A 24,743-nucleotide genomic window follows, 5' to 3' on the forward strand; every position below is an offset into this window, starting at 1 on the left:
TTAAAGGCCGCGCCCGCCGTGGGTGTTTTTTTGGGTTTGAGTTGGAGTAGAGGTTGGGAGTATTGGGGGTGGGTGAGGGGAGGGCAATTAGGGCGGATGGGCTAGTGGCTGTTGGCTATGGGGTAACTATGGCTTTTAACGAGTGGGTGAAAGCGTGCCTGTACTGAGTAAACATTAGGTGACGAAGGTAAGTTGTTTGAGGTGGCCCTCAACCTAAACACAATGGTTAGCTGATCGAGCCTCTGGCGTATAACCACAGAGCAGGGTGTTCAGTACCGATTGTGAGAGCGCCTTTCTATAGGCATGTGGTGGTCGGCGTGGGGTAAACTTGCGTTTTTGCCCGCACTCCAAGGAGTTATTGCGTGAACACGGAAAATCATTCCCAGACGGCTGCGTTTCTTTGGTCCATTGCCGATCTGCTGCGCGGTGACTTCAAGCAATCGCAATACGGCCGCATCATCCTGCCGTTTACCCTGTTACGGCGGATGGAGTGCGTACTCGCGCCAACCAAGGATGAAGTGATCAAACAAACCTTCGCCCAGGAAGGTCGCCCCGATACCGTTCGCGAGATGATTTTACTGCGCGCGGCTGGCCAGCAGTTCTTCAACGCCTCACCACTGACCCTCGGCACGTTGTCTGATACCCAGACGGCGGCCGACTTGATGAGCTACGTGCAGGCGTTCAGCAAGGACGCCCGCGAAATCTTTGAGCACTTTCACTTCGAGGATTTCGTTCAGCAACTGGAGAGCGCCAACCTGCTGTATCAAGTGGTACAGCGCTTTGCCGTCGCACCGTTGGAGCCTGAGCGCATCAGCAACTTCGGCATGGGCATCATCTTTGAAGAACTGATTCGCAAGTTTGCCGAAAGCTCTAACGAAACTGCCGGGGAGCACTTCACCCCGCGCGATATCGTGCACCTCACCACCTCGTTGGTGATCACTGATCAAGACCACAAGCTCGCACCCAATAGCATCGTCACCATTTATGACCCGACCGCGGGCACCGGTGGCTTTTTATCTGAGGGCGATGAGTACATCCAGTCCATCAGCGAAAAGGTCAGCGTATCGCTGCATGGCCAAGAGCTGAACCCTGAGTCTTACGCTATCTGCAAGGCGGATATGCTCATCAAGGGCCAGGACGTGGCCAGCATCAAGCTCGGCAATACCCTGTCCAACGACCAACTGGCCGACAAACGCTTCGACTTTATGCTCAGCAACCCGCCGTTTGGCGTGGAGTGGAAGAAAGTACAAAAGCAAATCACCGATGAGCACAGCCACAAGGGCTTCGATGGCCGCTTTGGTCCGGGCTTGCCACGGGTGTCTGATGGTTCGCTGCTGTTTCTTTTGCACTTGGTCAGCAAGATGCGTGACCCGCGTGAGGGTGGCTCGCGGATCGGCATCATCCTCAACGGCTCGCCACTATTCACCGGCGGCGCAGGTTCGGGTGAGTCGGAGATTCGCCGCTACCTGCTGCAAAACGACCTGGTTGAAGCCATCGTCGCGCTGCCCACCGACATGTTTTACAACACTGGTATTGCCACCTATGTGTGGATACTCAGCAACCACAAGGTTGCTGCGCGTCAGGGCAAGGTGCAGCTGATTGATGGCAGCCAGCACTACGCCAAAATGCGCAAGTCGCTGGGCAGCAAGCGCCAGTACATCACCGACGATCAAATCAACGAGCTGGTGCGCCTGTACGGCAGCTTCGAGCACACCGCACAGAGCAAAATCTTCCCTATCGACGCCTTTGGCTACCGGCGTATCACCGTCGAGCGCCCGCTGCGCCTGAACTTCCAGACTAGCGTTGAGCGCATCGCTAAAGTGCAGGAAGAAAAGGCCATTCAGAAGCTCGACAGTGAAGCCCAGCAGCATCTGATGGAAGCGCTGCAAACGCTGGATGCGAGCGTACTGCACCGTAACCGCGAGGCATTCACCAAATTCCTGAAAAAAGCCCTGACCGCGCACAGCGTCAGCCTGAGCGCACCGGAGTTCAAAGCCGTACTGAATGCCCTGAGCGAGCGCGACCCTGAGGCCGATATATGCATGACCAAGGGCCAAGCGGAAGCGGACACGGGCCTGCGTGATAACGAGAACGTGCCGCTGGGCGAGTCGGTGCACGAGTACTTCCAGCGCGAAGTCATCCCCCATGTGCCGGATGCCTGGATTGACGAAAGTAAAACCGACGCGCTGGATGGTGAGGTCGGCGTTGTTGGGTTTGAGATTCCCTTTAACCGCCACTTTTATGTGTTCCAGCCGCCGCGCCCGCTGGCTGAGATTGATCGCGATCTGAAAGCGTGCACTGATAGGATCAAGCAGATGATTGAGGAGCTGTCGGCATGAGCTTCCCTGCGTATCCGGCGTACAAAAGCTCTGGCGTGGAATGGTTGGGGGAAGTGCCGGAGCATTGGGCTGTAGTTGCCTTGAAGTGGCTTTCTCCAGTGTTCAGGGGAGCGTCTCCGAGACCTATTGATGACCCAATTTATTTTGATGATGATGGTGAATTTGGTTGGGTCAGAATCGCGGATGTAACGGCGTCGCCTGATGGCTATTTATACGAAACAACTCAGAGACTTTCCGCTCTTGGATCTTCTTTGAGTGTAAAGCTTGAGCCGGGCGAACTGTTCTTGAGTATCGCGGGCTCTGTCGGTAAACCATGTATTACTGCTGTTAAGGCGTGCATTCACGATGGATTTGTTTATTTCCCATGGTTGTCTATAGATCAACGCCTTTTGTACAGAGTCTTTGAGTCTGGCCTCTGCTTTGGCGGTCTTGGAAAAATGGGTACTCAACTCAATTTAAACACTGATACCGTTGGTGGGATTTGTATCGCTGTTCCTCCTGCGGCTGAGTTGAGTCTGACACTCGCATTCCTCGACCACGAAACCGCCCGTATCGACGCGCTGATCGCAGAGCAGCAGCGCCTGATCGAACTCCTCAAGGAAAAGCGCCAGGCCGTAATCTCCCATGCCGTCACCAAAGGCCTCGACCCAAACGTGCCCTTGAAAAACTCCGATGTGGAGTGGTTAGGCGAGGTGCCGGGGCATTGGACTGTTTGTAAACTGAATTTTCGTTACACCGTCGAGCTTGGAAAGATGCTTGACGAAAAAAGGAATGTCGGTATCTCCCCGCTTCAATATTTAAGAAATCAGGATGTCCAGTGGGGTGTGGTAAATATTGAGGCATTGCCCTTAATGGATATTGGCCCTGACGAGTACGAGAGGTACACAGTTAGGTATGGCGATCTTCTAGTATGTGAGGGCGGCGATGTGGGGCGAGCCGCGATGTGGCGGCATTCAAACATTAGAATTGGCTACCAAAAAGCATTACACCGCCTTCGCTCGCAATCGCCGGATAGTGATACTGCTGAGTTCTTTTTTTATGCTTTGATGGCGGCCAAAACATTAGGAGTCTTTGAGGAGTCCGATACAAAGGCAACGATCTCTCATTTGCCGGCTGAAAAGTTTAGACAGTACAGATTTGCTTTCCCTCCTTTAGGCGAGCAGAAAAAAATTGCTGATTTTCTTGGTAATGAGTATTCGAACGTTTTGAGCGCGTCTGTCGAAGCAGAGACACTTATTAGTCTTCTCCAAGAACGCCGCTCCGCCCTAATCTCTGCCGCCGTCACCGGCAAAATCGACGTACGCGGCTGGCAGCCCCCAGCCAGCGCATCATCCCCTGAATCAGCCCAAGAGGCCGTGTAATGGCGAGCAGCAAGGAAGCGCAATTCCAACAGGACATCATCACCGCCCTGGCTGCCCAAGGCTGGTTAGTCGGCACCGCTAAAGGCTACGACCGCCGCACGGGGCTCTATACCGAAGATGTGTTGGGCTATTTCAAGGACGCCTGGCCCGAGCGTTGGGACAAGTTTGCCAAGGCCAACCCGAACAACCCGGATGATGTGCTGGTGCAAAAGCTGGTACGCGAACTGGAGCAGAGCGGCACTCTGGATGTGCTGCGTCATGGCTTCAAATTGCCCGCGGTAAAAGTCGAGCTGTGTAGCTTCAAGCCTGACCACGGAATGAATCCGAACACCCTCAAACGCTACCACTGCAATCGCCTGCGCGTGGTGCCGGAGGTGTCTTATTCACCCCATGCGCGCGAGAGTTACGACCCACGGCTGGATCTGGTGCTGTTCGTCAACGGCATCCCCACTGCTACCCTTGAGCTTAAAAGCGAGTTCAAGCAGTCGGTAGAGAATGCCAAGCGCCAGTACCGCAATGACCGCCCGGTTAAAGACCCGCTGACGCGCAAACCAGAACCGCTGCTGACCTTCAAACGTGGCGCGTTGGTGCACTTTGCCGTGGGCCAGAACGAGGTGGCGATGACCACCAAGTTGGCGGGTAAAGACACCTTCTTTCTGCCATTTAACCTCGGCAGCGAAGAGGGCGGCGCGGGCAACCCGATGCCGGAAGACGATAGCCAATACGCCACCAGCTACCTGTGGCAACGTCTGTTGCAGCCCGATGCCTGGCTTAAAGTGCTGGGGCGCTTCCTGCATTTGGACAAAAAAACCAGCGAGGGCTTCGACGGCACACCGGTCACCAAAGAAACCATGATCTTCCCGCGTTACCACCAATGGGAAGTGGTCAATGAGCTGATCAACACCACCCGCGACGAAGGGCCGGGCAAGCGTTATCTGATCCAGCACAGCGCAGGTTCAGGTAAATCCAACTCCATTGCCTGGACGGCCCATCAACTGGCCTCGCTGTACGACGATGCGGGTCAGCGGCTGTTCAACTCAGTGATCGTGATCACCGACCGAACGGTACTCGACAGCCAACTGCAAAACACCATCTACCAGTTCGAGCACGCCCAAGGCGTGGTCAAGCCCATCAGCCGGGACATTGGCAACCTGAGCAAGTCCGAGCAACTGGCCGAGGCGCTGGCAGAGCAGACGCGCATTATCATCGTCACCATTCAGACCTTTCCGGCGCTGTTCGATGCGCTGGACAAGTACCCCAAGCTGGCCAGCGGGCGCTATGCCGTGATCGCCGACGAGGCGCATTCATCGCAAACAGGCTCGTCAGCCAGCAAGCTAAAACAGATCCTGGGCAGCGATGTTTTGGATGCCGAAGAGGTGAGCGCCGAAGAGTTGCTGGACGCTGCCGTACAAGCGCGCCAACCCAATGAGCGCATCAGCTACTACGCCTTTACCGCCACGCCTAAAGCCAAGACGTTGGAGTTGTTCGGTCGCCCGGCTGACCCGACAATGCCCGCCAGCGCGAGCAACAAACCCGAACCGTTTCACCTGTATTCCATGCGCCAGGCCATCGAAGAGGGTTTTATCCTCGATGTGCTGCGTAATTACACCACCTACAGCACTGCCTGGAAGATCGCCCATCCAAACGGCGAAGATGATGAGGTGGACAGCAAAAAAGCCCGTATCAAACTGGCGCGCTGGGTGCGATTACACCCGTACAACATCCGCCAGAAGGTTGAAGTGATCGTTGAACACTTCCGCGCCAATATCCGTGGCTTGCTCAACGGTCAGGCCAAGGCCATGGTTGTGACCAGCAGCCGACAGGAAGCGGTGCGTTATCAACTGGCATTGAAAGATTATGTTCAGCAAATGGGTTACCGCGATGTGCATCCGCTGGTGGCCTTCTCCGGCAGCGTGTTGCCCGATGAGGTCATCCCTGAAGAGGTGACAGAAAACAGCAGCCTGCTCAATACGGGCCTGAATGGTCGCGACCTCGCAGACGCTTTCGACACCCAAGACTTCAACGTGATGATCGCCGCCAACAAGTACCAGACCGGCTTCGATCAGCCCAAGTTGTGCGCCATGTACGTGGACAAGAAGCTGCAAGGCGTGGACTGCGTACAAACCCTGTCACGACTAAACCGCACCTTTGGTGACAGCAAAGAAACCTTTATCCTCGATTTCTTCAACGAGCCGCAGGACATTCTCGACGCCTTCTTGCCGTACTACACCAAGGCTGAGCTGACCGACGTGACCGACCCGCAGATCATCTATGACCTGCACAAGAAGCTGGATGCCGAGGGTATCTATCACTGGCAAGAGGTCGAAGCGTTTGCACTGGCCTTTTTCGACCCCAAGGCGCAAGCCAGCAAACTCAGTTATTACTGTGCCCCGGCCAAAGAGCGTTTTGCCAAGCGCTACGCTTTCTCGCTGGAATCTCGCCAGCAAGCGTTGGATTACAAACGCACTGCCCAAACCAATGGCGACAGTGCTGGTTTGAAAAAAGCCGAGCATGCATTAAAAGAGGCGGGCGAGCAGGTGGATCAACTCGACCTGTTCCGCAAAAACCTGCAAAGCTTTGTGCGCCTGTACGAATTTCTGTCGCAAATCGTGCCTTACGAGGATCGCGAACTGGAGCAATTGTGCGTGTATGCCAAGCACCTGCACCCGTTGCTGCGCGTCGATCGTCTGCTACAAGACGACGTCGATGTGGGCGAGCTGCAACTTAGCCACTACCGCCTGAGCAAACGTGCCGAACACACCTTGCGCTTGAGCGAGGAAAAGGGCGAGTACGGTCTTAAGCCAGGTAGCGACGTGGGCAGTGGCAAACCCCATGACCCTGAGAAGAAGCGCCTGTCAGAAATCATCGAAGCCTTAAACGACATTTTCGGTGCTGAAGTAGGGGATGAAGACCAGCTACAGTTCCTCACCGGCATCGCCCAGCGCATCAGCCGCCAGGAAGATGTCATGGCCCAAGTGAATAACCACTCGGTTGACCAAGTGATGCACGGTCTGTTCCCCAAGCGTGTGTTGGACACCGTGCTGGATGCCATGACCGACAACGAGAAGATGTCACTCGAAGTGCTGGATAACGAGACAAAAAGCCGTGCATTTGCGCTGGTGATTTTGAAAATGCTTAAAACCGTTGCGGCTCACGATGAAAGCAGCGTGAGCGGTACCTAGGGAGTCACTGTGGCAATTCCGGATTTTCAAAGCGTGATGCGCCCGGTGCTGAGCACCGTGCAAAACGGTGCACCGCTGCCGCTCAATGAGTTGCGCGAGCGGGTGGCTGATCAGTTCCAACTGACTGACGACGAACGTAAGGAGCGCTTACCCTCTGGGCATCAGACAGTCATCAATAACCGAGTGGGCTGGGCGCGGACCTATTTGAATAAGGCCGGGCTGCTGTGCATTCCAGCCAAGGGCATGGTGCAAATCACCCCGCGTGGCCTTGACGCTCTGGCCAACGGCCCGCAACGCATCACCGTGAGCTGGTTGAAGCAGTTTCCCGAGTTCGCGGACTTCCATACGGCCAAGCCGCAAGCCGTTGACGCCCCGGCCGTGCTAAGCGTTGATATCGCTCAAACCACGCCAGATGAGCAGTTGGCCGAGGCGCATCAGGAGCTGATGCAATCTTTGGCGGATGAGCTACTCACGCAAGTCCGGCTAGCCACCCCCAGTTTTTTTGAACAGTTAGTGGTCGACCTCATGATCGCCATGGGTTACGGCGGCTCGCGCAAAGAAGCGGGTCAGGCGACCCAAGCGACCAATGATGGTGGTATCGACGGCATCATCAAAGAAGACAAGCTTGGCCTCGACGTGATCTACCTGCAGGCCAAGCGCTGGGCTAACACGGTGCATCGTCCGGAGATCGACAAGTTTATCGGCGCACTGACTCGCCAACGCGCGCGCAAGGGTGTGTTTATCACCACTTCCGATTTCTCTGACGGTGCCCGCACGGCTGCGCGGGGGCTTGATATCAAAGTGGTATTGATTGACGGCGTTGAACTGGCGCGGTTGATGGTGGAACACAATCTGGGTGTGAGCGTTAAACAGGTGTACGAGGTTAAGCAGTTGGACAGTGATTACTTTGCGGGGGAGTGAGCTTTTGCTTCTCATCAAAATTCAGGCACAAAAAAAGACGCCCTAAGGCGTCTTTTTTCGGATTTGGTGGAGCCGGGGTAATCTGAAACAAGTCGGTATCTATCTGTTTTTATTGGCGAATAATCAATCTAATAAATAGCTTGGAATACCAGATGGAATGCTGGTTGATCTGGCTTTCGATGGAATGGTGCTTTTTGAACTCAGCCGAGCGACTCGTCAAAGTAATCGCTGTCGAGCCTAGGCACCTTGTAAAGCTGCGAGCTGACACCTACCTCGTGATCCAACATCAGATTGACCAAGCGTTTACCGTCGACCAGCACAAGCCCTTCGACCGACAGCGCGAACTCAACCGCCTGGGCAGTGAAGCCGGAAGTAGTAATGAATACACCGCGTTTGGCTTTCTGCCCGGCCAGGGCGCCATAAAACGCTTGCAGGTCGGGGCGGCCGACGGTGCTCTGCCAGCGTTTGGCCTGCACGTAGACCTTTTCCAGCCCCAGTGCGTCGAGCGAGATCACGCCATCAATGCCGCCGTCACCACTGCCGCCGACTTGCTGCAGCGCCTGACGGTTCGCGCCGTAGCCCAGGCTGTGCAGCACATCAAGAACGATGTGCTCGAAGCGCGTCGGGCTCGCTTGCAACAGATTGTCTAGCAGGTCGCCCGCAACGCTGGTACGCAGCTCGAGGATGGCTTGGTTCAAGCGCTCCTGCGGGCTGCTAGTGGCGAGGTCGGTCTGGGCAATCGGTGTTGAAGTGTCGTTACTTTCATCCAGCGAGGCGGCGTCCGGCGCTGTCTTCAGCTTCACGCTCATGAAGTTCACAGCTAGATGCTCGACCTGTTCTGCGCTCAACGGGGCAGGGTTGGCCTGAGCGAATGCGCGGCCGGTGTCGGTCAACTGCCAGTAGCCACGCTTTGCGCTGCTGGAGTAGTTTGCGCGTTTGAGTCGGTCATGCGCCCAGCCTGAGCGGTTTTTATAGGTGGCCTGGCCACTGGCGATGGTCTCCTGCCGCTGCGCTTCGCTCAGGCCAAGCGTCAGGGCGGCTGCTTCGTGAGCCTCGCCTGCAGTGGCACCCTCCGGATGGGCGGCGAGAAAACGCAAGACGGGCTCGATGAACTGATCGTAGGTCGGAACGGACATGGTTTGTTTTCTTCCTGATGTCAGGCTTAGCCTTCCGTGGTGGATCGGTGACCGCGCTTGTTTTTAGGGACTGCGGCGCGTTGGGCCTTGATGCGATCCAGCAGCAGGTCGGCTGGTTCGTCGTTCGGGTCTTGCGGCACGAGATCGCCTCTGAGTGCTTTGGCGAGAATGCTTTGGGTCAGGCGGTCAATACGTATTCTGGCGTCGCTGATTCTGGCTTCCAACCGTTCAGCGAAAGAGAACAATTGGTCGACGCAACGGACTATTTCAGTTTGCTCCTCAGTGGAGGGCAAACCAAACCGGAAATCAGCCAGTTTTTTTGCGTTGATATTTGACTGGCTGACCCCATCGGTTTTGACTTGCCAACAGTAATCTTTCCCTTGAGGGCTGTTGAGGCAGTAGTTTAGGAAGTCAGAGATAAGGCGCTCAGTGCACCTGACTCGAATCAGATACCCCGCATAAATGGCAGGTTGTTCTCCCTTGTATGTCGCAGTTTTGCCGACTAGCTCAGGGCTATTTGTTCTGTTGAATAGCACGTCTCCCACCTGCAGAGAGTACTTCTTGAGTTCCTCCGGGTTGGAAGAAAAGACCAGGTCATCCCAAACCAAGCGGCCGCCTTGGATATTCCCCATTCGAAGGACAGGAATATCTCCGGCAGGTTGAGATTTGGCAGAGCTGCCATATGAAAAGCTTAACGCTACATCCCCGAGGCGAACCATAGGCCATGCAAACTCTTCTGAAGTCTCCGCCGCCGAGCCTTCTACTTCTATTTTGGCGCCGTTCTTCGCGCGCCATTCTTCCGTTAACCGCCCGGAAACTGCGGCAGCGAGCACGGATTGACGAAAGCGTTTTAGCAGCGCGGGGATGCCATCGATACGGGCTTTCAGGGTATCGACCTGGGTCAGTAGTTCGTCGAGCTTGGCGGCGATGCGGGTTTGCTCAGCAGCCGGCGCTACCGGCACTAAATAACGCTCTACAAATTGCTTGGGCACCCGACGCAGACCAACAGCGCCTGTCATGTTTTCCGCCCCCCCAAGTAGGAAATCATAGCTCTTGACCAAGGCCAGCAGATACTTAGCCGATACCCCATCGCAGCTGGGGCGGAGCACGAAAAATTCGCTGCTTCCAGCACCCACGCCGTTAGGCAAACCTTCAACAAAGGCCGCCTTGCCGTTCTCAAAGCAGGGAGTGACCTTGGCGAAAATTACGTCTCCGTCTTTAAAGTTTGTGTAAGCCTTTTTAATCTCGCCCCACGGACGCTCATCGAAACGCAGTTTGTCGCGAAAGTTAGTGGGTGCGTGGGACATAGGTACAAAACCAGCGACGGTTTCATCATCGAGTGCTTGCTTTGGGTTCAGGTCGGCCAAGTCACCAATGCACGCTTTGGCCCACCCGTTTGGCAACTCACTCATCCCCATTCTCCTGAGCCACCGTCAACCCCATAACCTCCGCGATTAACTGCTTCTGTGCCACCACCTCATCCCCCGCCCCCAGTGCCTTCATCAGCTCTTCCAACTCATGCAGCGCCTCGGTCAGTTCAGCCATGGCCTCACCCGCTAATACTTCCGGAGCGGGCAGGTCGGCGGCATCTAGGGTGCTTTCGTTTTTCAGCCAACTGATGTCTAGCGAGTCGCCACGTTCGTTGCGGATGTAATCGCGGGTAAAACTGCGGAAGCGGCTGGCTTCACCAATACCCTCGACGTTCTCCGCGCGACGGCTTCCGCCGTTGAGATCATCGCCATAGGCATCTTCAAACGGCTTGAGGTGGGTAGGGCCGAAGGGGGTGCGCTTGCCGAAGCTGGGCATGTTGTTGCGCAGGTCATAGATCCAAACGCGCTTAGTGCAACCTTCCTCCTGGCGCGGGTTTTCCACTGTGCCCTTCTGAAAAAACAGCACGTTGGTTTTCACTCCCTGCGCGTAGAAGATGCCAGTAGGCAGACGCAGGATGGTGTGCAGGTTGCACTTGTCCATCAGGTCGCGGCGGACGTCAGTGCCGACCCCGGCCTCGAACAGCACGTTGTCTGGCAGCACCACGGCGGCTCGGCCGCCCGGCTTGAGGCCACGGTAGATGTGTTGGAGAAAGGCCAACTGCTTGTTACTGGTTCGGTAGGTGAGGTCATCACGAGTCGGGCCACCGCCACCCTTGGCAGTGCCGAACGGTGGGTTGGAGAGGATGACGTCGACCTTGGGTAAGTTGGCCCCGGTCTGACCTAGGGCGTTGCCCAGGTGCACCACGCCTTCTTCGTCGCCTTCCATGCCATGCAGCAGTGTGTTCATTAGCGCCAGACGGCGAGTGCCGGGCACCAGTTCTACGCCAACAAAGGCGCGATTGCGCTGGAATGCCTGGGCTTTGGCGTCGAGGTCGTAGTAATCGTCGGTTTGACTTTTGATATAGGCGTCAGCAGCGATCAAAAAGCCCGCAGTACCGGCGGCCGGGTCTTGTATGGTCTCGCCCGGCTGCGGCTTGATGCAGCGGATGATGCTGTCGATCAGCGGGCGCGGGGTGAAGTACTGGCCGGCGCCGGACTTGGTCTCGCTGGCGTTTTTTTCCAACAGGCCTTCATAAAGATCACCGAGGCCGTCTTGGCGGGCGCTGAACCAGTCGATACCGTCGAGGCTCTTGATCAGTTGCTCGAGATGGCGCGGTTCCTTGAGACGAGTCTGAGCATCTGCGTAGATGGCGGCGATCAGCGGGTCCGGGTTTTTACCAAGGTCCAGCAGCATCTGCCGGTAGTGATCGAGCAGGTTAACGCCGGACTTGCCAGCCAGGTCTGGCCAGCGCGCGCCTTCGGGCAGCTTGTGGCCGAAGCTGTCGTTGTTCTGCACCTGTTCGTATTCCATCTTGATGAACAGCAGAAGCACGAGTTCGGTGACGTAGTCGCTGTAGTTGATGCCATCGTCGCGCAGGACGTCGCAGAGGTTCCAGAGCTTCTGGACGATATCGGAGTTGGTCATGGGGTACCTGTGGTGAAGTGTATGAAGCACCAGATTGCGCTGGCGCAAAAAAATGGTTATCTGGGCTCAGTCGTCCGAGGAGCGTTGTTCGGCCTTTAGTGCCCGGCCGGCCGCAGTCAGGCGATAGCGTTGCTTGCTGCTGTTGGGCTTGTCTGGGATGGTCATCTCGACCACGCCAAACGCCAGTAGTGGGGTCAAAACCTGCTCGCGGAATTTGCTGCGGTTGCTGCGCCCGACGAAGGTCATCAGCTCTGGCGCAGTGTGATCGCCTGTCATCTTGCACAGCAGCGTTACCTGCTCTTGCTGCAAAGACAGGCGAGTTTCGGCTTGTTCTTCTTCGGCAGCGGACTCAGTCCCTACTTGGTCCCTACTTGGTCCCGACTTAGTCCCTACTTGGTCCCCACTTGGGCCCGAAAGAGGCCCTTTTTCAACGGCGCGCTGAATCACCACCTTGAACTGATTACTCTGCCGGTCGTCCTCCAGCCGGATCATTGGCCAAGCATCGATAGCGCGCGGGATGCCGGTGCCCAAACCGCGATAGGGAAGAATGTGCACAGCATGGGAGGTGAGCGTCGGGTTGCGACGGTTGGACAGGCCGAATCGAATTTTCTCGGTATCGAGCACGTCAGGCAGGTGCCCGGGGCTGATCAGTTCGATGCGATCGGCGAAGATCATGATCCGGATGGAGGCGCTGACAAAGTAGTCGCGGTGGATCAGGGCATTGACCAGCAGTTCTTCAAACACCTCTTCCGGCACTTCCAGCTGGCCGAGGGTATTGAAGCCCTGCTGGCGCTGCACGTGGTGTAGGTTGCGCTTTATGAAGGCAAGGCTGCGTCGGTACTGTTCCTGCAGATTGCCGTCGATATCTTCGCTGTCTAGATAGTGGCGGTCATGCAGAACCGTGCCTGGAAACGCAACGGCCTTGATATCGAACGCCGGGCACAGGCGTTGTGGCGCTTGGCCGAAGAGCAGCAAACCGGCCAAATTGGGTGTGTCGCCACTGGCGAGGCCAAGATTTTCCAGGATGCGGGTGGTTTCCAAACCTGTCTGTTCGGGGCTTTGCCGAAAGCGTCTTTGAAAGTACTCGCCGAGCGCCTTGGCATCGATATCCGCTACGCTGCTGCCCGCGACCGGTACTGCATCGGCACACACCAGCCCGGCCTGCTGGAACAAACGCTGCAGTTCTTCACGGGCCGTGACCCGACGTTTGTCGGCGCCGTTCTTTACCCAGATGCGACCCTGGTTGTCGACATAGGGTTTATTCAGCCCTTGTTCGACTGTCACCACCATGACCAGCCCGTGCTCGGTCTGAAGGTTGCTGGACAATGGATTGATCGCCGGGCGGACATTCTGTGAGGCCGCGTTGGAGAGCAGTTGATTGAGTCGCGAAATGTCGGCGCTACTCAACCCGCTCACCGTGCCGGAGTCGTCTACGCCAATCAGCAAGTAGCCACCGGACGTATTTGCGAACGCCACCAACTCGGCTGCCAAGGCATCGATATTGCTGAAATCGCGCTTGAACTGATGGCGGCTGTCCTCACCACGGTCAAGGATTTGATGAAGCTCGGCAAGGGTCATTAAGCGTCTCTAGGTGTTGCAGTCGATAACTCGTGCAATAGGAGGGCATTATCCCTCATGAACGAGTACGGTGGCCAACCCAGCCTTCAGGATCGGCCTCATCCCGTCTGTGCCCACAGGTTGTCATTCAGGGCGTCCAGTACCACGCCCAAATTGCCGCCGAGCATCTTGTCCAGCCGCGTGCTGCCGCCATCGCTCTTGAACGCCTCACCAATCTGCTTCTTATCAATAACGACCTCGTGCACCAGCTGCTTGGCCAGGCGATCAAGCCACTTACGCTGAATTTGAGTCCAAGACTGCAGGGTATAAATCGTCTCCATGGCCTTGGTTACGCGCTGCTCGAATGGTAGCAAAGCCTCTCCGAGGGCGGCGCGGCGGATGAAGCCGACGATACTGGCAGCGATTTCCTGGTTGGTTTGGTTGCGCCAGGCGCTTTGCAGGTTCACTTCACTGTAGCCATGCCCGTCGAGTAGCAATCGCACTTCGCGCAATTGTTCACGGGTCAGGTCTTGCGGGCGGTTGACCACTACGCCGAGGGCCACTGACTGGTTCAACTGGTTCTGAATGAAGTCGTTGAAGCTTTCCAGGTAGTCGGCGGGCTTTTGGTAATCGCCGTAGCTTTGTTCACGGACCATCAGTTCGTCCGCATGGGTGGAGATCACCGGGTAGTTCAGCGATCCCAGCAGGACATTAACCGTTGCGAGCTGATCGAGTAGCTGGGCATGCTGCTGGATGAACTGGGCAGCTTGCTGTGGGCCGAGCTGGTGCAGGTGCTGATGCAGTTTGTCCGGGGCTACGCCCCAAGTGTTCTCTAGTTCGGCAAGCTTGGCCTCTAGGGTTGGTTTTTGTTCGGCCTTATGGGTGGCCTTGCGCAGGATGCGCATAACCCGCTGGCTAAGCTGGTCCAGAACGTCATGAGCATGGCTGGTATTTGGCTGGTTACCTGGGGCATCGAGGCTAGCGGGATTGGTCAGTTCGCTGACCAGTTGTTCGAGGCTGATGCTCGGGTCTTTCACCAGCGGCTTCATCGTATCTACTGGCTCGAGGGCAGCGTAGAGGTCTACCGGATCGTAGATTTTGAATACCGTCTTGCCGATTTCATCGCAGCGGCGAGTCGCGCGGCCTTTCATCTGTTCGTAGAGGATGCGCGAACGCACCCTGCGCATGAACACCAAGTGGCAAATGCGCGGCACGTCGATACCAGTGGTCAACAGGTCGACCGTGATGGCGATGCTCGGGTAGCGCTCGTTCTTGTACTGGCGGATCAGTTGTTTGACCTTGTCACTCTGCCCGGTAATGATCTGTACAGCCGCCTGATTGTAATCCTCGCCGTGAACGTGCTTGAAGGCTTCGTCGAGGATGTTTTTGACCCGCTCGGCATGGGCCTGGTTAACGCAGAAGATCATCGTTTTTTCGTCGCCCGACGGGTCGAGTTCTTGCGCCAGTTGCTCGCAGATGACCTTGTCAAAGCCGGGCGTAATGACACGGCGATTGAAGGACTCGATTTCGAAGTCGAGTTCGTCCTCGAGCTCGGCGACATCCACCTCGCCGGTGCTTGTATCGATGACGCTAACGCTCTCGCCCTTGGCAAAGTGGATGCCGTTTTGGCTCAGCAGGGTCTGGTAGCGGACCGGGGGTTCGTGATCGATCAGCCAGTCGTCAGCCACGGCCTCACGGTAGCTATAGGTGAATATCGGAGCACCGAAGACTTCGCTGGTATGTTTGGCTGGCGTGGCGGTTAGCCCGATGCGGCAGGCGTCGAAGTAGTCGAGCACGCGACGATACTGTGACAGGTACTGGTTGAAGTCGCGCAACGCCAGTTCGCCTTCAGTCATTTCCTGATCGAGGGTGTAACCGCGGTGGGCTTCGTCAACGATGATGCAGTCGAAGGCATCGATGGGCGGCGGAGTGTCCGACTGGAAGATGCGCTTGACCATGGCCTGCACAGTGGCGACCTGTACCCGTGTTTCAGCTTCGGCAGCCATGTCGCCTAGTTCTTTGACGTCGTAGATCTGCGCCAGCGTGTGGTTCTGTTCCAGCGTCGCCTCGTTGAAGGCTTCGATGGCCTGTTCCCCCAAGGCGCTGCGATCGACCAGGAAAAGAATACGGCGAAAGCGCTCGGCCTTCAGCAGGCGGTACATCAAGCCAATGATAGTGCGCGTTTTGCCGGTTCCGGTCGCCATGGCCAGCAGACAGTTGCGGCGATTGGCGGCTAGGGCCTGTTCGACGGCGCGGATGGCGTTTTCCTGATAGTCACGCAGCTTGAGATAGGCGAAGCCTTCCTGCTGTAGTTTCGCTTCGGCGTCCTCACGGCTGCGTTTGAGTAGGTCGAGTAGGCCGCCCGGCGTGTGGAAGTCCTGCAGCGGCCGGCGCAGGTTGGCCGGACTGCGCAAGTCACGAAACCAGATGCCAGACAGCTCAGCGAGCTGCTTAATGAAGGGCCGGCCATTGCAGGCAAAGGCAAACGGGACTTTGAAGTGGCCGCCCTGGCCATCCGCCCAGCCCGTGTTCTGCCCGGCCGGTTGCAGATTGTCGGTAACGATCAGTTGGCGTGAATAGCGCTCGGCTTGGGGAATGCGGTCCGCTATGTTGACACGCTTGCGCTTGGCTTCGACGATGGCGACAGGGACTAGGCCAGCGAACAGCACGTAATCAGCGTTTTCTTTCGGCTTGCTGGTTGGCCATTCGGCGATGGCCTTATTCTTGCCCTTTTCGGGCCTAGCGCCCTTGCTGTAGGTAAGATCGAGCGAATCGGCTTCCCAGCCGGCATCGTTCAACTGTTGATCGATGAGAATACGGGTGAGGTCTTCATTGAGGTCGAACTGGCTGCTTGCCTGCTGAGTTTTACGCGTGACCTGCTGGGCAGCTTGCGGCTGATCTTCAAGCTGTTGTTGCAGCACTTTCAGCCGCGCCTCGAAATCGACTCGGGCCTTCGATAGTTCTGCCTCGCGTTCAAGGGCAATCTGCTCGTAGACGCGGGCTTCCTCGTTCATCTGCCCAACAAGACTGGCTTGCTCATGCTTTTCTTGCGCCAGTAGCTCGGCTAATTGGTGGTTGTTCTCCAATTGCTGGCGACTGTCGCCCAGCTCTGCGCGAAGTTTTTCGATCTGCCCCTGCAGCTCACGTAGAGGCTCACTCGGATCGGCCGGAACCATGAAAGGCCCAGGCTTGAAGGTATTGCCGCCCGTGCCAAATGACTGGTGATACCAGATCGCCAACGCGCGTGCGACCCTCAGCCCGTCCAGTGCCTCACGATGCTGGGTGCGGAATTCGTGGGTAGCCTTATTGCCTTCGATGCGCAGCGTATGGAATAGGTTACGGATGTTACCGTCGAGCTGGATTTCACGACTCAGGCGGAACAGCAGATCAGCTTGGGAAGTGGTGGCGTCGAACTCAATGCCTGCTCTTACCGCCAGATCCTGGGCGAGCGCTTCGCCCAACTGGCGCAGTTTGATCAGCGTCGTGTTGGGGTCGCTGGAAAATACTCGCTCGGCCGCATTGGCTAGTTGGAAAAAAACTGGATCGTGTTCTTTGAAAAACGCGAAGTTGCTGTTCTCTGCCATGCTCCATCCCTTGAGTTCGTCACCAGCCATCCCGCGAGTGGTGGCGCTATAAAGGCATAATGCCAGACGAAGCGTGGTGCGTGTATGACCATATGCCCTCGCTCCAGCGTGACCAGCCATTGACCGAGGGCTAAATGTTACGCTTTTACGCGAAGTTGCAAACCGTCGCCGTCGGTAAGGACATAATCCAAGGACGCCGATTTGACTCTCTTCAGTGCCGGTCGGAGAGGCAAAGGGCTGGAGCAGGGGGATGAAATCTACTGCAGGCGCGTTTTGGTCTTCAGAGATTTGACCCGCAGCGCTGGGATACCCGAGTGGCCAGAGCTCGTCGGATGCCAAAAAACCTCAGAAACACTAGAACTCTTGATTTCACTAAATGCCAGGCACAAAAAAGATGTCCACGGACGTCTTTTACCGGGGTAATCTGAATCGGTACCTTATGCTATTGATTAATATAAGTAATATTTTGTTTATATTTAAATTGGAATACCCCAGGGGGTAGTAATGCGATGCCATGTCACTTGCAGTTGATCTGACAACCTAGCTTCTAAACTTTGATCAGCGATGATTTTATTGCAACTGGCGACGTACAGGCTGCGCTCGGTAATGGGCTGAAGGTGGTGACAGACAGAAACCGGCCTCGCGGACGCTCACTCAAGGATTGCTGTTGCTAAAAGTGGTAACAAGAATCTACACATGCGAGGGCGATTCAATTGGCTCTTGACGCATTTCCAGTAGGGAGGCATTTTGCTATACCTCGGAGTACAGTCTTCAGGAGGAAGAGTGAATTACACACCGAATCCACAGCACCGCAACAGCTCATTCTCTGCACAAAAGTCGCAGTGGACGATCACTGTTCCCGAGGAGATCGACTGTTTTAGGACGGCCATTGGTGCATCCTGGTTTGGTAATGATTGCTATTGGGGCTTTTGCCTCGATCAATCCTCCCTTCGACCGGTCGGTATCGCTCCACCTCCCTATAGCTGCCCCGTTCATTTCGCTAAATTCGTAGGAGACACCCTGCAAAACTGGCATGGCTACCCTGTCGCTCATTGGGTAGCCCCTTGGGACAAACCACCTCAAGGCATACTTAAGGGGTGGGCCAGCAATGGAATTATCACTAAGCCCCAATTCGCTAGGATCCTGCGAGGCAAAAAATGCGCTCTGTGAAGCTTCGGATCCCCGGAAGTTACTGGGACTCACAAATTTATTCTGGTGAACTAATTATCTTCGGGGATGATGGCTCCGTTCAGCGCGTCGATTGGTCAGCATTCGTTGATCGAATCGCAAACAAGCATCCAGAGGTGCAAACAGCGATCCGCGTAGCATTTTCAGATAGTGATCTCTTCTACAACCCCAAAGTTAGGAAAGTTTTACGAGATCCACAAATTGAACACCCTATAAAAAGCCAGTTGAATAAACTGGCAGATCTTCGTTTAGAAACAGAGGCTACCGAACTTGCGGGGCAATCACAGCATCACGACAGCCCGTTTGATTTTTTACCAATTGACACTGAAATTTATCATAATGAAATTTATGCTGGCAACGAAGACGGGCTTTTCTCCTTTCCCAGAGGTGCGAGCCTTAATAAAGTAAAAACTAGGCTTGAAAAGCACCACGACGCCTCAGTCTTTCAAGTGAAAGCATCTGATCGATTCAGCGCCATAGCTGCCGCCGCGGGTAAAGACGGCTTGTTCGATTTCTTATTAGCGCGCAATACCAATGATCGGAAAAAAATTGGAGACCCTCGACAAGTTGCCACTAGGGCTTGCAACGCCTGCGATTGGGCATTCCAAAGCATCATGGGATGGAGTTCACAGTTGGCTTTCCTTGCAAGCTTCAGGGAATTCAAGGACGCAGAGTCTAAGAAAAAACTACGCGTATTCAATAAGATCATTGACTCTTCAGAAATATTTGGCGCCGCTCAGTTAAGCGCGAATGATGTTGTTTGGGGCAGCCGAGAAAAAATGTATCGGTTCTCAGCAGGCCATATTACTGTTGCTAATTACGAAGCGGCAGGCAGCGCAAGTCAGCCTGATGAAAGATTTGAGCAGATAGGTCATTTCAACTTCACACCCGGGTCTGAGATCATTGCTACGGGAACAGCCTCCTTCGGCACTGTTTTGGAGATGGAAGACCGAATTATTGTTCTACGAAGCGATGGAGAACTTGACATGTTTGTAGGAACACCAATTCACTGGCGAGTTTTTCCACGCTCTGAACATTACAGCAATCAATTGCATATAATCTACGAAGACGCACTTGAAATAATTTCTTTCACTCACGACTACTTTGTTAATCAAGGAACAAAGATGTTCGGCTTCGCTAAAGCTACAGAATAAACTTATTTAGCGATGTCTCGGCGTTCCGGCCGAGGGGTTTAATCTTTTGCCGAAAGGATGATGTACAACCCTCTAAGCCGAGCATGGCGCTTTTAGAAAAACCTCTCCGCTATAGAGACGACAGATAGACGAAGAGGTTCAGCTTATTAGCGGTGATTTCTAATCTGTCGTGCCAGGGCGAAAAAATTTACGGAAGGTATTGACTAAAAATGACAACAAGATTGATAAGTTTGGATTTTGATGGAGCACATGTGCAGCTTACGCCTGAGATTTTACCTGAAGGCGTGAATAATTGTTTCACGGTCATTGTTGGTAAGAACGGCATCGGTAAAAGTAGGCTTCTCGCCGAACTAGCTAAAATTAGTGTAAACAGCCTGGCTAAAATAATTGCTGCTTCTACAAGCCCTTTCGATAAATTTCCCAGTCAACGCAAGCGCTCCGGTAATGCTCCAGCAAGCTATCGATATGTTGGGATGCGAAGCGAAGGAATTTATCAATCCTCATCCTCTGTTTCACTAATTTCATCGGCTGCTAAAGGTCTTCTCGAAAAGCTATCTGACAATAACGGTACTAGAGACCTAAACGCAGTTTTCGAAGCATTAGATTTCTTGCCCGCAGCAGATTTTGTATTAAAGCCCGGATACCTGAGAGTCGGCCGTGATGAATATCAAGTTTCAAGAATAGAAGGCAGCAGTCTAGCAATCGAATTAAGAAGTCTGGACCGTGAACACGGTATTCAGGTAGATGAAAGGTACTTTGACCTATTGGAAGGATTGCCGCTAGGAAGACGCTTAGAAGTACTCAGTTCAATGGTTAAAATTAATGAGATTCTCACCCAGCGGCGAGCAATCGAGTTAAGAGCAAATTTTTCAGAATCTCGATTATCAATTGGTGATTACACGGCCGACAGCTCGATAATTCGTGCAATTATTGTTTTAATGGATGTCGGCTTAATGCGGCTGATGGACTTAATACTTAATAAAAAGGGTTTTGGAAAACTTTCTCTGAAGAAAGCGAGCTCGGGCGAACAATGCTTACTCGTACTCATTCTGGGGATTGCAGGCCATATCACAAATGGGGCTGTAGTTTTAATTGATGAGCCTGAGATTAGCCTACACCCACGCTGGCAAGAAGAGTTTATGACTTTGCTTATGTCATCCTTTTCGGGTTATCGTAAATGTCAATTCATTATCGCTACACACTCCCCGCAAGTAATAGCCCGGCTAAGTGGTAAAGGCTGCTACATCGCCTCCCTGTCGAGAAGAGAGTTGTACGATGCTGAGGAGTTTCACGAAAAATCAGCTGACTTCCAACTTGCAGAACTATTCGATGCCCCAGGCATTATGAATGAGTACATTTCTAGGTTGGCTTTTAATCTCCTTGCAAAGGTTAAACATAGCAAAAGGCTGGATTCGGATTCATTAGAAGAGCTAATCCGATTACAAAAATTTGATCAGCAACTTGATGAAAATGACCCTGTAAAAGAGCTAATTCGATCTGTTTCTATGCTGTGTGAAAGCTATGCCGACAATTGAAAACCCTATAGTCCTGAGCGACGCTTCGCTAGCACTCATCGAGCAGAAAAAGGCCACCGCTAATTTCTCGCACACCAACTGGGGAGATGAGGATCTTCAGCCTGTACGCCGTGAAATTCGTGAGCATTATCGAAATGTTCAAAGACTCGTCTGTGTTTATTGCTTGGGATCGGTTTCGGCCCATTCAGCGGTTGGAGCACCAGTCGAACACATTGTCCCAAAATCTCAGCATCTGCACTTCATGTTTGAACCTGAAAATTTATGTGTAATTTGCCCCGACTGCAATGAATTCAAGTCGAATAGAGAGTCTTTAGTAAATCCAGTGCTGACGGCAAACAGAGTTAATTACCCAAAAAATTCTGCTCTGTACAGGATCGTTCATCCCCATTTTGACTCGTATAGTAATCACATCGCGAAATTCAATCGACTTTATGTTGAGTGTTCTGATAAGGGTGGATATACAATTTATATCTGCAACCTAAATCGGTTTTTCAGGAGGTTTGGACGTTGCGACGAGTTAGTTAACGATGTTGCCCTCGTGGAGCAAGCAGAACGATTCTTTGAAGACGGTATAGCCCCTGAGCAACCCTGATTGTCCTCATCAATGTTTCCGTGAACATCAGGTAGGGCCTGCTGATCCCCTTGTCAGAAGGCCTCGGTCTGGTTCTCTCAAGATCGTGTTCAGAGTATCACCGATGACATGGTGACCACCGCGCCGACCGTCGCACCAATGGACGTAACCCAACAACCTGGCCTGTCGGTAGGTAGGTAACCAGTAGATGCTGCCAAAGCTAATTCAATTTTTCACATGGCTAAAATCAAGCATCTCCTGTCTATTGAAAGTATCCGCCAGTACCAATAAGATGATTCTGCAACAACCAAAATCAATATTAATATCAAGGAGAAATCTTATGGCGCTTAAACCAGGCCCAAAGCCTATTGCTAAATCAACCGGCGAAGTTGATAAGCGTCGTCGTGACAATAAAGACACGCAAGGAAATAATCCGGACTTGAAACCTAGCAAGTCCTCAAAAAAATAGGTAGTCGCTGGCAGAAGCTACTTTAATGTAGCTTTTGTCATTGTAGCTTGCAGGGGATGAATGCGTAGCCTGTAATTTCGCTTAATCTATCGATCATTGCCCGTTCTATGAGCGCTATAACGACATTCGATATCATCATTGCGGCATAACTTGAAAGTTGAATTACCCAGGGTTTTCTAGATACCCTCAAGGTTCGCTGCGTACAGTTTTTTCAACTCTACCGGTGTCTGAACTGCACCTGTTGGGCGAAAAAACTAAGTGATCGCTTTTGGCCGATAGGTGCGAGTCGCGGCGGCCAACGGATGCACCAGCACTGCTGGGACGGCATTCTTCCTGGAAAAGAAACCGCTGATGAATATGTTTGGCACTATCCAGTGTAATTAAGGCGCTGTCGGCCTGAAAATATTAGCTTACCTGTCGAGCAAGCCCGGCGCTTATTTGAGAAATAAACAGCCGTACTGATGCATCTCAACGAGTGTTAGATGAAGTCGAGTACCTTTACCTCATGATGGCATTTTGGTGTATAATGCTGATCTTATCAATATTTCAAAGTTTTTATTAGTAGTTGCCATAATCAAAGCTTTCAGTATCGGCCAAATACGGTCTTAATAATAAGATAAGAGAATATGGAAAGTCCACTAATTAACCTCGCCCTGCTTGAGGCTCTCAAGTCTGAAAAGTTTACTGACGAAATTGATCTTTTTTTACCATTCGTCGCTGTAACAATATTAGAGCTTGGGATGCCTACGGTTCAAGCCTCAGATATACAATCGAAGTTGGCGGAGTTATTTGGCTTTCGCCCGCCAATATCCGCAGTTAGAGTATTGATGACTCGAGCAAAAAATAAAAATATTCTGATCAGGGAGAATCACGCTTATATACCTTGTGCTGAAAAAATTCATGAATGGTCTAATGGATATGCCAAGAAAAAAGAAGACCTTGAAGTCTCACTTGGTAGTTTGAAAAAGGCTTTTGTCGAATTTACAGATGAAAGATTTCAGAAGGATCTGACTCTGCCTAAAGCTGAGAGCCTGATTTTTCAGTTCATAGAGGAAAATGTTTCGGCGACTGTTAGTCATAGAGCTTATAATAAGGCGGAACTGGAAAATAGTATCAAGAACACCAATCATATCACTGCGTCATTCATCAGTCATATACACAAAAAAGAGCCTTCGTTGCTGGAGCACTTCGGCAGATGCGTTAAAGGTATGCTGCTTGCAAACTATCTTTACTTTGCGGACAAGCGAACCACAAAAAAGACTTTTGAAAAAATATCGGTATATCTAGACTCCCCGCTAGTGATTGGCTTGTTAGGATTTAACGGGGTGCTTAATAAGCAGGCTAATGATGAATTCGTAGATCTTTTGATTTCGCTAAAAATTAAAGTATGCATTTTTGATAAGACCTTAGATGAAATTGAGCGTCTTCTTTCAGCTTGGAAAAATGATATATCTAGAAAGGTTTTTGGCCGTTTTAATACTAAAACATTGGAGCTTCTAAGGTCGCAAGGTTACGATGAGGCTCGTCTAGACACGGAAATAAAAACCCTTCATCGGACGATTGAGAGTAAAGGAATAAGTGTGGTAATCGGCTTTGCTGCTAAAGAGCGATTCCAGTGCGACGAAGGTGCTCTAGAGCAAGCTATTGCCGAAAACTTTAAGAAAGATAAAAATCTTGAGCATGACACCGTCTGCATCTCCCGCATTCATAATATGCGAGAAGGACGTTTCATTAGGGAGCTTAGTGATACTTTTTCGGTGTTTGTCACAAGGAATACGGGGCTAGCCAAATTCGCAAACGGCTTTTTCAGCAAGAATAACTATTCCAGTCCTATTCCAGTTGTTGTATCTGAGCAATGGATGACAATAATGTTCTGGCTTAAGAATCCAGACATTACAAGCAAGCTGGCTACTGACCAAGTTGTGGCGACTGCTTATAGTCTTCTCTACACGGATGACAGGTTTTGGGAAGCATTCTTAGGTCGTCTCGATTCCATCAAAAAACGTGGAGGTATTTCTGAAGAGGACTTCGTGTTGGTTCGCTGGGACTCTGACCTTCTCCGGATGGTGCAAGATGTATCCGTGGATGTTGGAGATGACTTTTCCGAAGAAGATGTATTTGATATTGTAGACGGAATAAAACAAAAATACCTTGTTGACTCTACACAAACCATTGCCGAGCTGGAGCGACTACAGGCCGAAGAAATCCAAAGACTGCGAACTCTTGCACTGGCAGAGATAGCTTCCGAGCGAGAAGCCGGAGATGTTGCACGCGCCGAAAAAGACAACATAGTTTTACAGCACAAAGCTCTTGAGAGTAGGATTCGAAAGTTTTCTCGATTCGTTGCGCGTTGCATATCAATCCCGACGTGCGTCACGCTTATAGTTCTTCTAATAGTTGCGAGTATTCAATCACTGCCAGCAGGAGTCCTTCCCCAACTTCTGGAATATCCAAAGCTTATTGAGTTTTTTAAACTTTCGGCTACTACAATAACCATTACATTTATAACCACTGCTGTCTGGGGGGTATCAAGTTGGATTTTCGGCCTAGACGTAAAAAAAATGAATAAAGCTATGGAGGACTGGTTAACAAATCGAATTCTCGCTCTTTTTATGGGAAATCCTGATAATTAATGCTGGGTTCCCGCCATTTTCCCTCGGCGAGGCCTTTCTGACTATTTTTGGGGGCCTCCCCTATGTTACGGAAATGCGACATTATCCCCATTGGTTTATGGTCACTATTGATGAGAAATCGTTGATGAACGCCTGCTTCTGGCCGTCGCTACCGTGCG

At 52.8% G+C, this 24,743-nt stretch carries 14 protein-coding genes; 9 read left to right on the plus strand and 5 right to left on the minus strand.

What is annotated here, in order from left to right; all coding sequences use genetic code 11:
* Window positions 1-362 precede the first annotated feature (362 nt).
* Genes GHO32_RS08060 through GHO32_RS08075 form a run of 4 tightly spaced genes read left to right on the plus strand, consistent with a single transcriptional unit; the run spans window position 363 to window position 7,803 of the window.
* Window positions 363-2,339, plus strand: coding sequence for an N-6 DNA methylase (locus GHO32_RS08060; protein ID WP_368668413.1), 1,977 nt, complete (start codon window positions 363-365; stop codon window positions 2,337-2,339).
* Entirely contained in the window at window positions 2,336-3,700 is a 1,365-nt protein-coding gene (locus GHO32_RS08065) for a restriction endonuclease subunit S (protein ID WP_153334040.1), read from the plus strand. The genes GHO32_RS08060 and GHO32_RS08065 overlap by 4 nt, the downstream gene beginning before the upstream one ends.
* Window positions 3,700-6,882 (plus strand): type I restriction endonuclease subunit R, encoded by a 3,183-nt coding sequence (locus GHO32_RS08070; RefSeq protein WP_153338180.1) that lies wholly within the window; start codon window positions 3,700-3,702, stop codon window positions 6,880-6,882. The genes GHO32_RS08065 and GHO32_RS08070 overlap by 1 nt, the downstream gene beginning before the upstream one ends.
* A gap of 9 nt (window positions 6,883-6,891) precedes the next feature.
* The gene (locus GHO32_RS08075; RefSeq protein WP_368668414.1) at window positions 6,892-7,803 is read left to right on the plus strand and encodes a restriction endonuclease; all 912 of its coding nucleotides are present in this window, start codon (window positions 6,892-6,894) and stop codon (window positions 7,801-7,803) included.
* 200 nt (window positions 7,804-8,003) lie between these two features.
* Here GHO32_RS08075 and GHO32_RS08080 read toward each other — a convergent pair whose 3' ends face one another.
* The 5 genes from GHO32_RS08080 to hsdR all read right to left on the minus strand — a co-directional run bounded on the left by GHO32_RS08080 (window position 8,004) and on the right by hsdR (window position 17,035).
* Window positions 8,004-8,939 (minus strand): restriction endonuclease, encoded by a 936-nt coding sequence (locus GHO32_RS08080; RefSeq protein ID WP_054896135.1) that lies wholly within the window; start codon window positions 8,937-8,939, stop codon window positions 8,004-8,006.
* 26 nt (window positions 8,940-8,965) lie between these two features.
* Complete coding sequence (locus GHO32_RS08085) at window positions 8,966-10,351, minus strand: restriction endonuclease subunit S (protein ID WP_054896134.1); 1,386 nt, start codon at window positions 10,349-10,351, stop codon at window positions 8,966-8,968.
* Window positions 10,344-11,894, minus strand: a complete 1,551-nt coding sequence (locus GHO32_RS08090; RefSeq protein ID WP_054896133.1) for an N-6 DNA methylase — start codon at window positions 11,892-11,894, stop codon at window positions 10,344-10,346. Before GHO32_RS08090 ends, GHO32_RS08085 begins: the two co-directional genes overlap by 8 nt.
* A 66-nt stretch (window positions 11,895-11,960) precedes the next feature.
* Window positions 11,961-13,472, minus strand: a complete 1,512-nt coding sequence (locus tag GHO32_RS08095; protein ID WP_054896132.1) for an RNA-binding domain-containing protein — start codon at window positions 13,470-13,472, stop codon at window positions 11,961-11,963.
* 98 nt (window positions 13,473-13,570) lie between these two features.
* Window positions 13,571-17,035: a type I restriction-modification system endonuclease gene (gene hsdR / locus GHO32_RS08100; protein ID WP_153442814.1), complete on the minus strand. Its 3,465-nt coding sequence runs from the start codon at window positions 17,033-17,035 to the stop codon at window positions 13,571-13,573.
* 1,157 nt (window positions 17,036-18,192) lie between these two features.
* Between hsdR and GHO32_RS08105 the strand changes: the two genes are divergently transcribed.
* From GHO32_RS08105 to GHO32_RS08120, 5 genes are all read left to right on the plus strand, one after another.
* Window positions 18,193-19,377, plus strand: coding sequence for a hypothetical protein (locus GHO32_RS08105; RefSeq protein WP_054896130.1), 1,185 nt, complete (start codon window positions 18,193-18,195; stop codon window positions 19,375-19,377).
* Window positions 19,378-19,586: 209 nt separating this feature from the next.
* The gene (locus GHO32_RS26800) at window positions 19,587-20,912 is read left to right on the plus strand and encodes an AAA family ATPase (protein WP_200600900.1); all 1,326 of its coding nucleotides are present in this window, start codon (window positions 19,587-19,589) and stop codon (window positions 20,910-20,912) included.
* On the plus strand, window positions 20,899-21,504 hold the full coding sequence (locus GHO32_RS08115) for an HNH endonuclease (protein WP_082423354.1): 606 nt from the start codon (window positions 20,899-20,901) through the stop codon (window positions 21,502-21,504). Before GHO32_RS26800 ends, GHO32_RS08115 begins: the two co-directional genes overlap by 14 nt.
* 319 nt (window positions 21,505-21,823) lie before the next feature.
* Window positions 21,824-21,952 carry a hypothetical protein gene (locus tag GHO32_RS26805; RefSeq protein WP_256214295.1) on the plus strand — a complete coding sequence of 43 codons (129 nt, stop codon included), beginning with the start codon at window positions 21,824-21,826 and terminating at the stop codon, window positions 21,950-21,952.
* Between the two features lie 626 nt (window positions 21,953-22,578).
* On the plus strand, window positions 22,579-24,585 hold the full coding sequence (locus GHO32_RS08120; RefSeq protein ID WP_078826118.1) for a hypothetical protein: 2,007 nt from the start codon (window positions 22,579-22,581) through the stop codon (window positions 24,583-24,585).
* Window positions 24,586-24,743 lie beyond the last annotated feature (158 nt).

The sequence above is a fragment of the Pseudomonas sp. FSL R10-2189 genome, assembly GCF_009600325.1.
Classification (GTDB): domain Bacteria; phylum Pseudomonadota; class Gammaproteobacteria; order Pseudomonadales; family Pseudomonadaceae; genus Aquipseudomonas; species Aquipseudomonas helleri.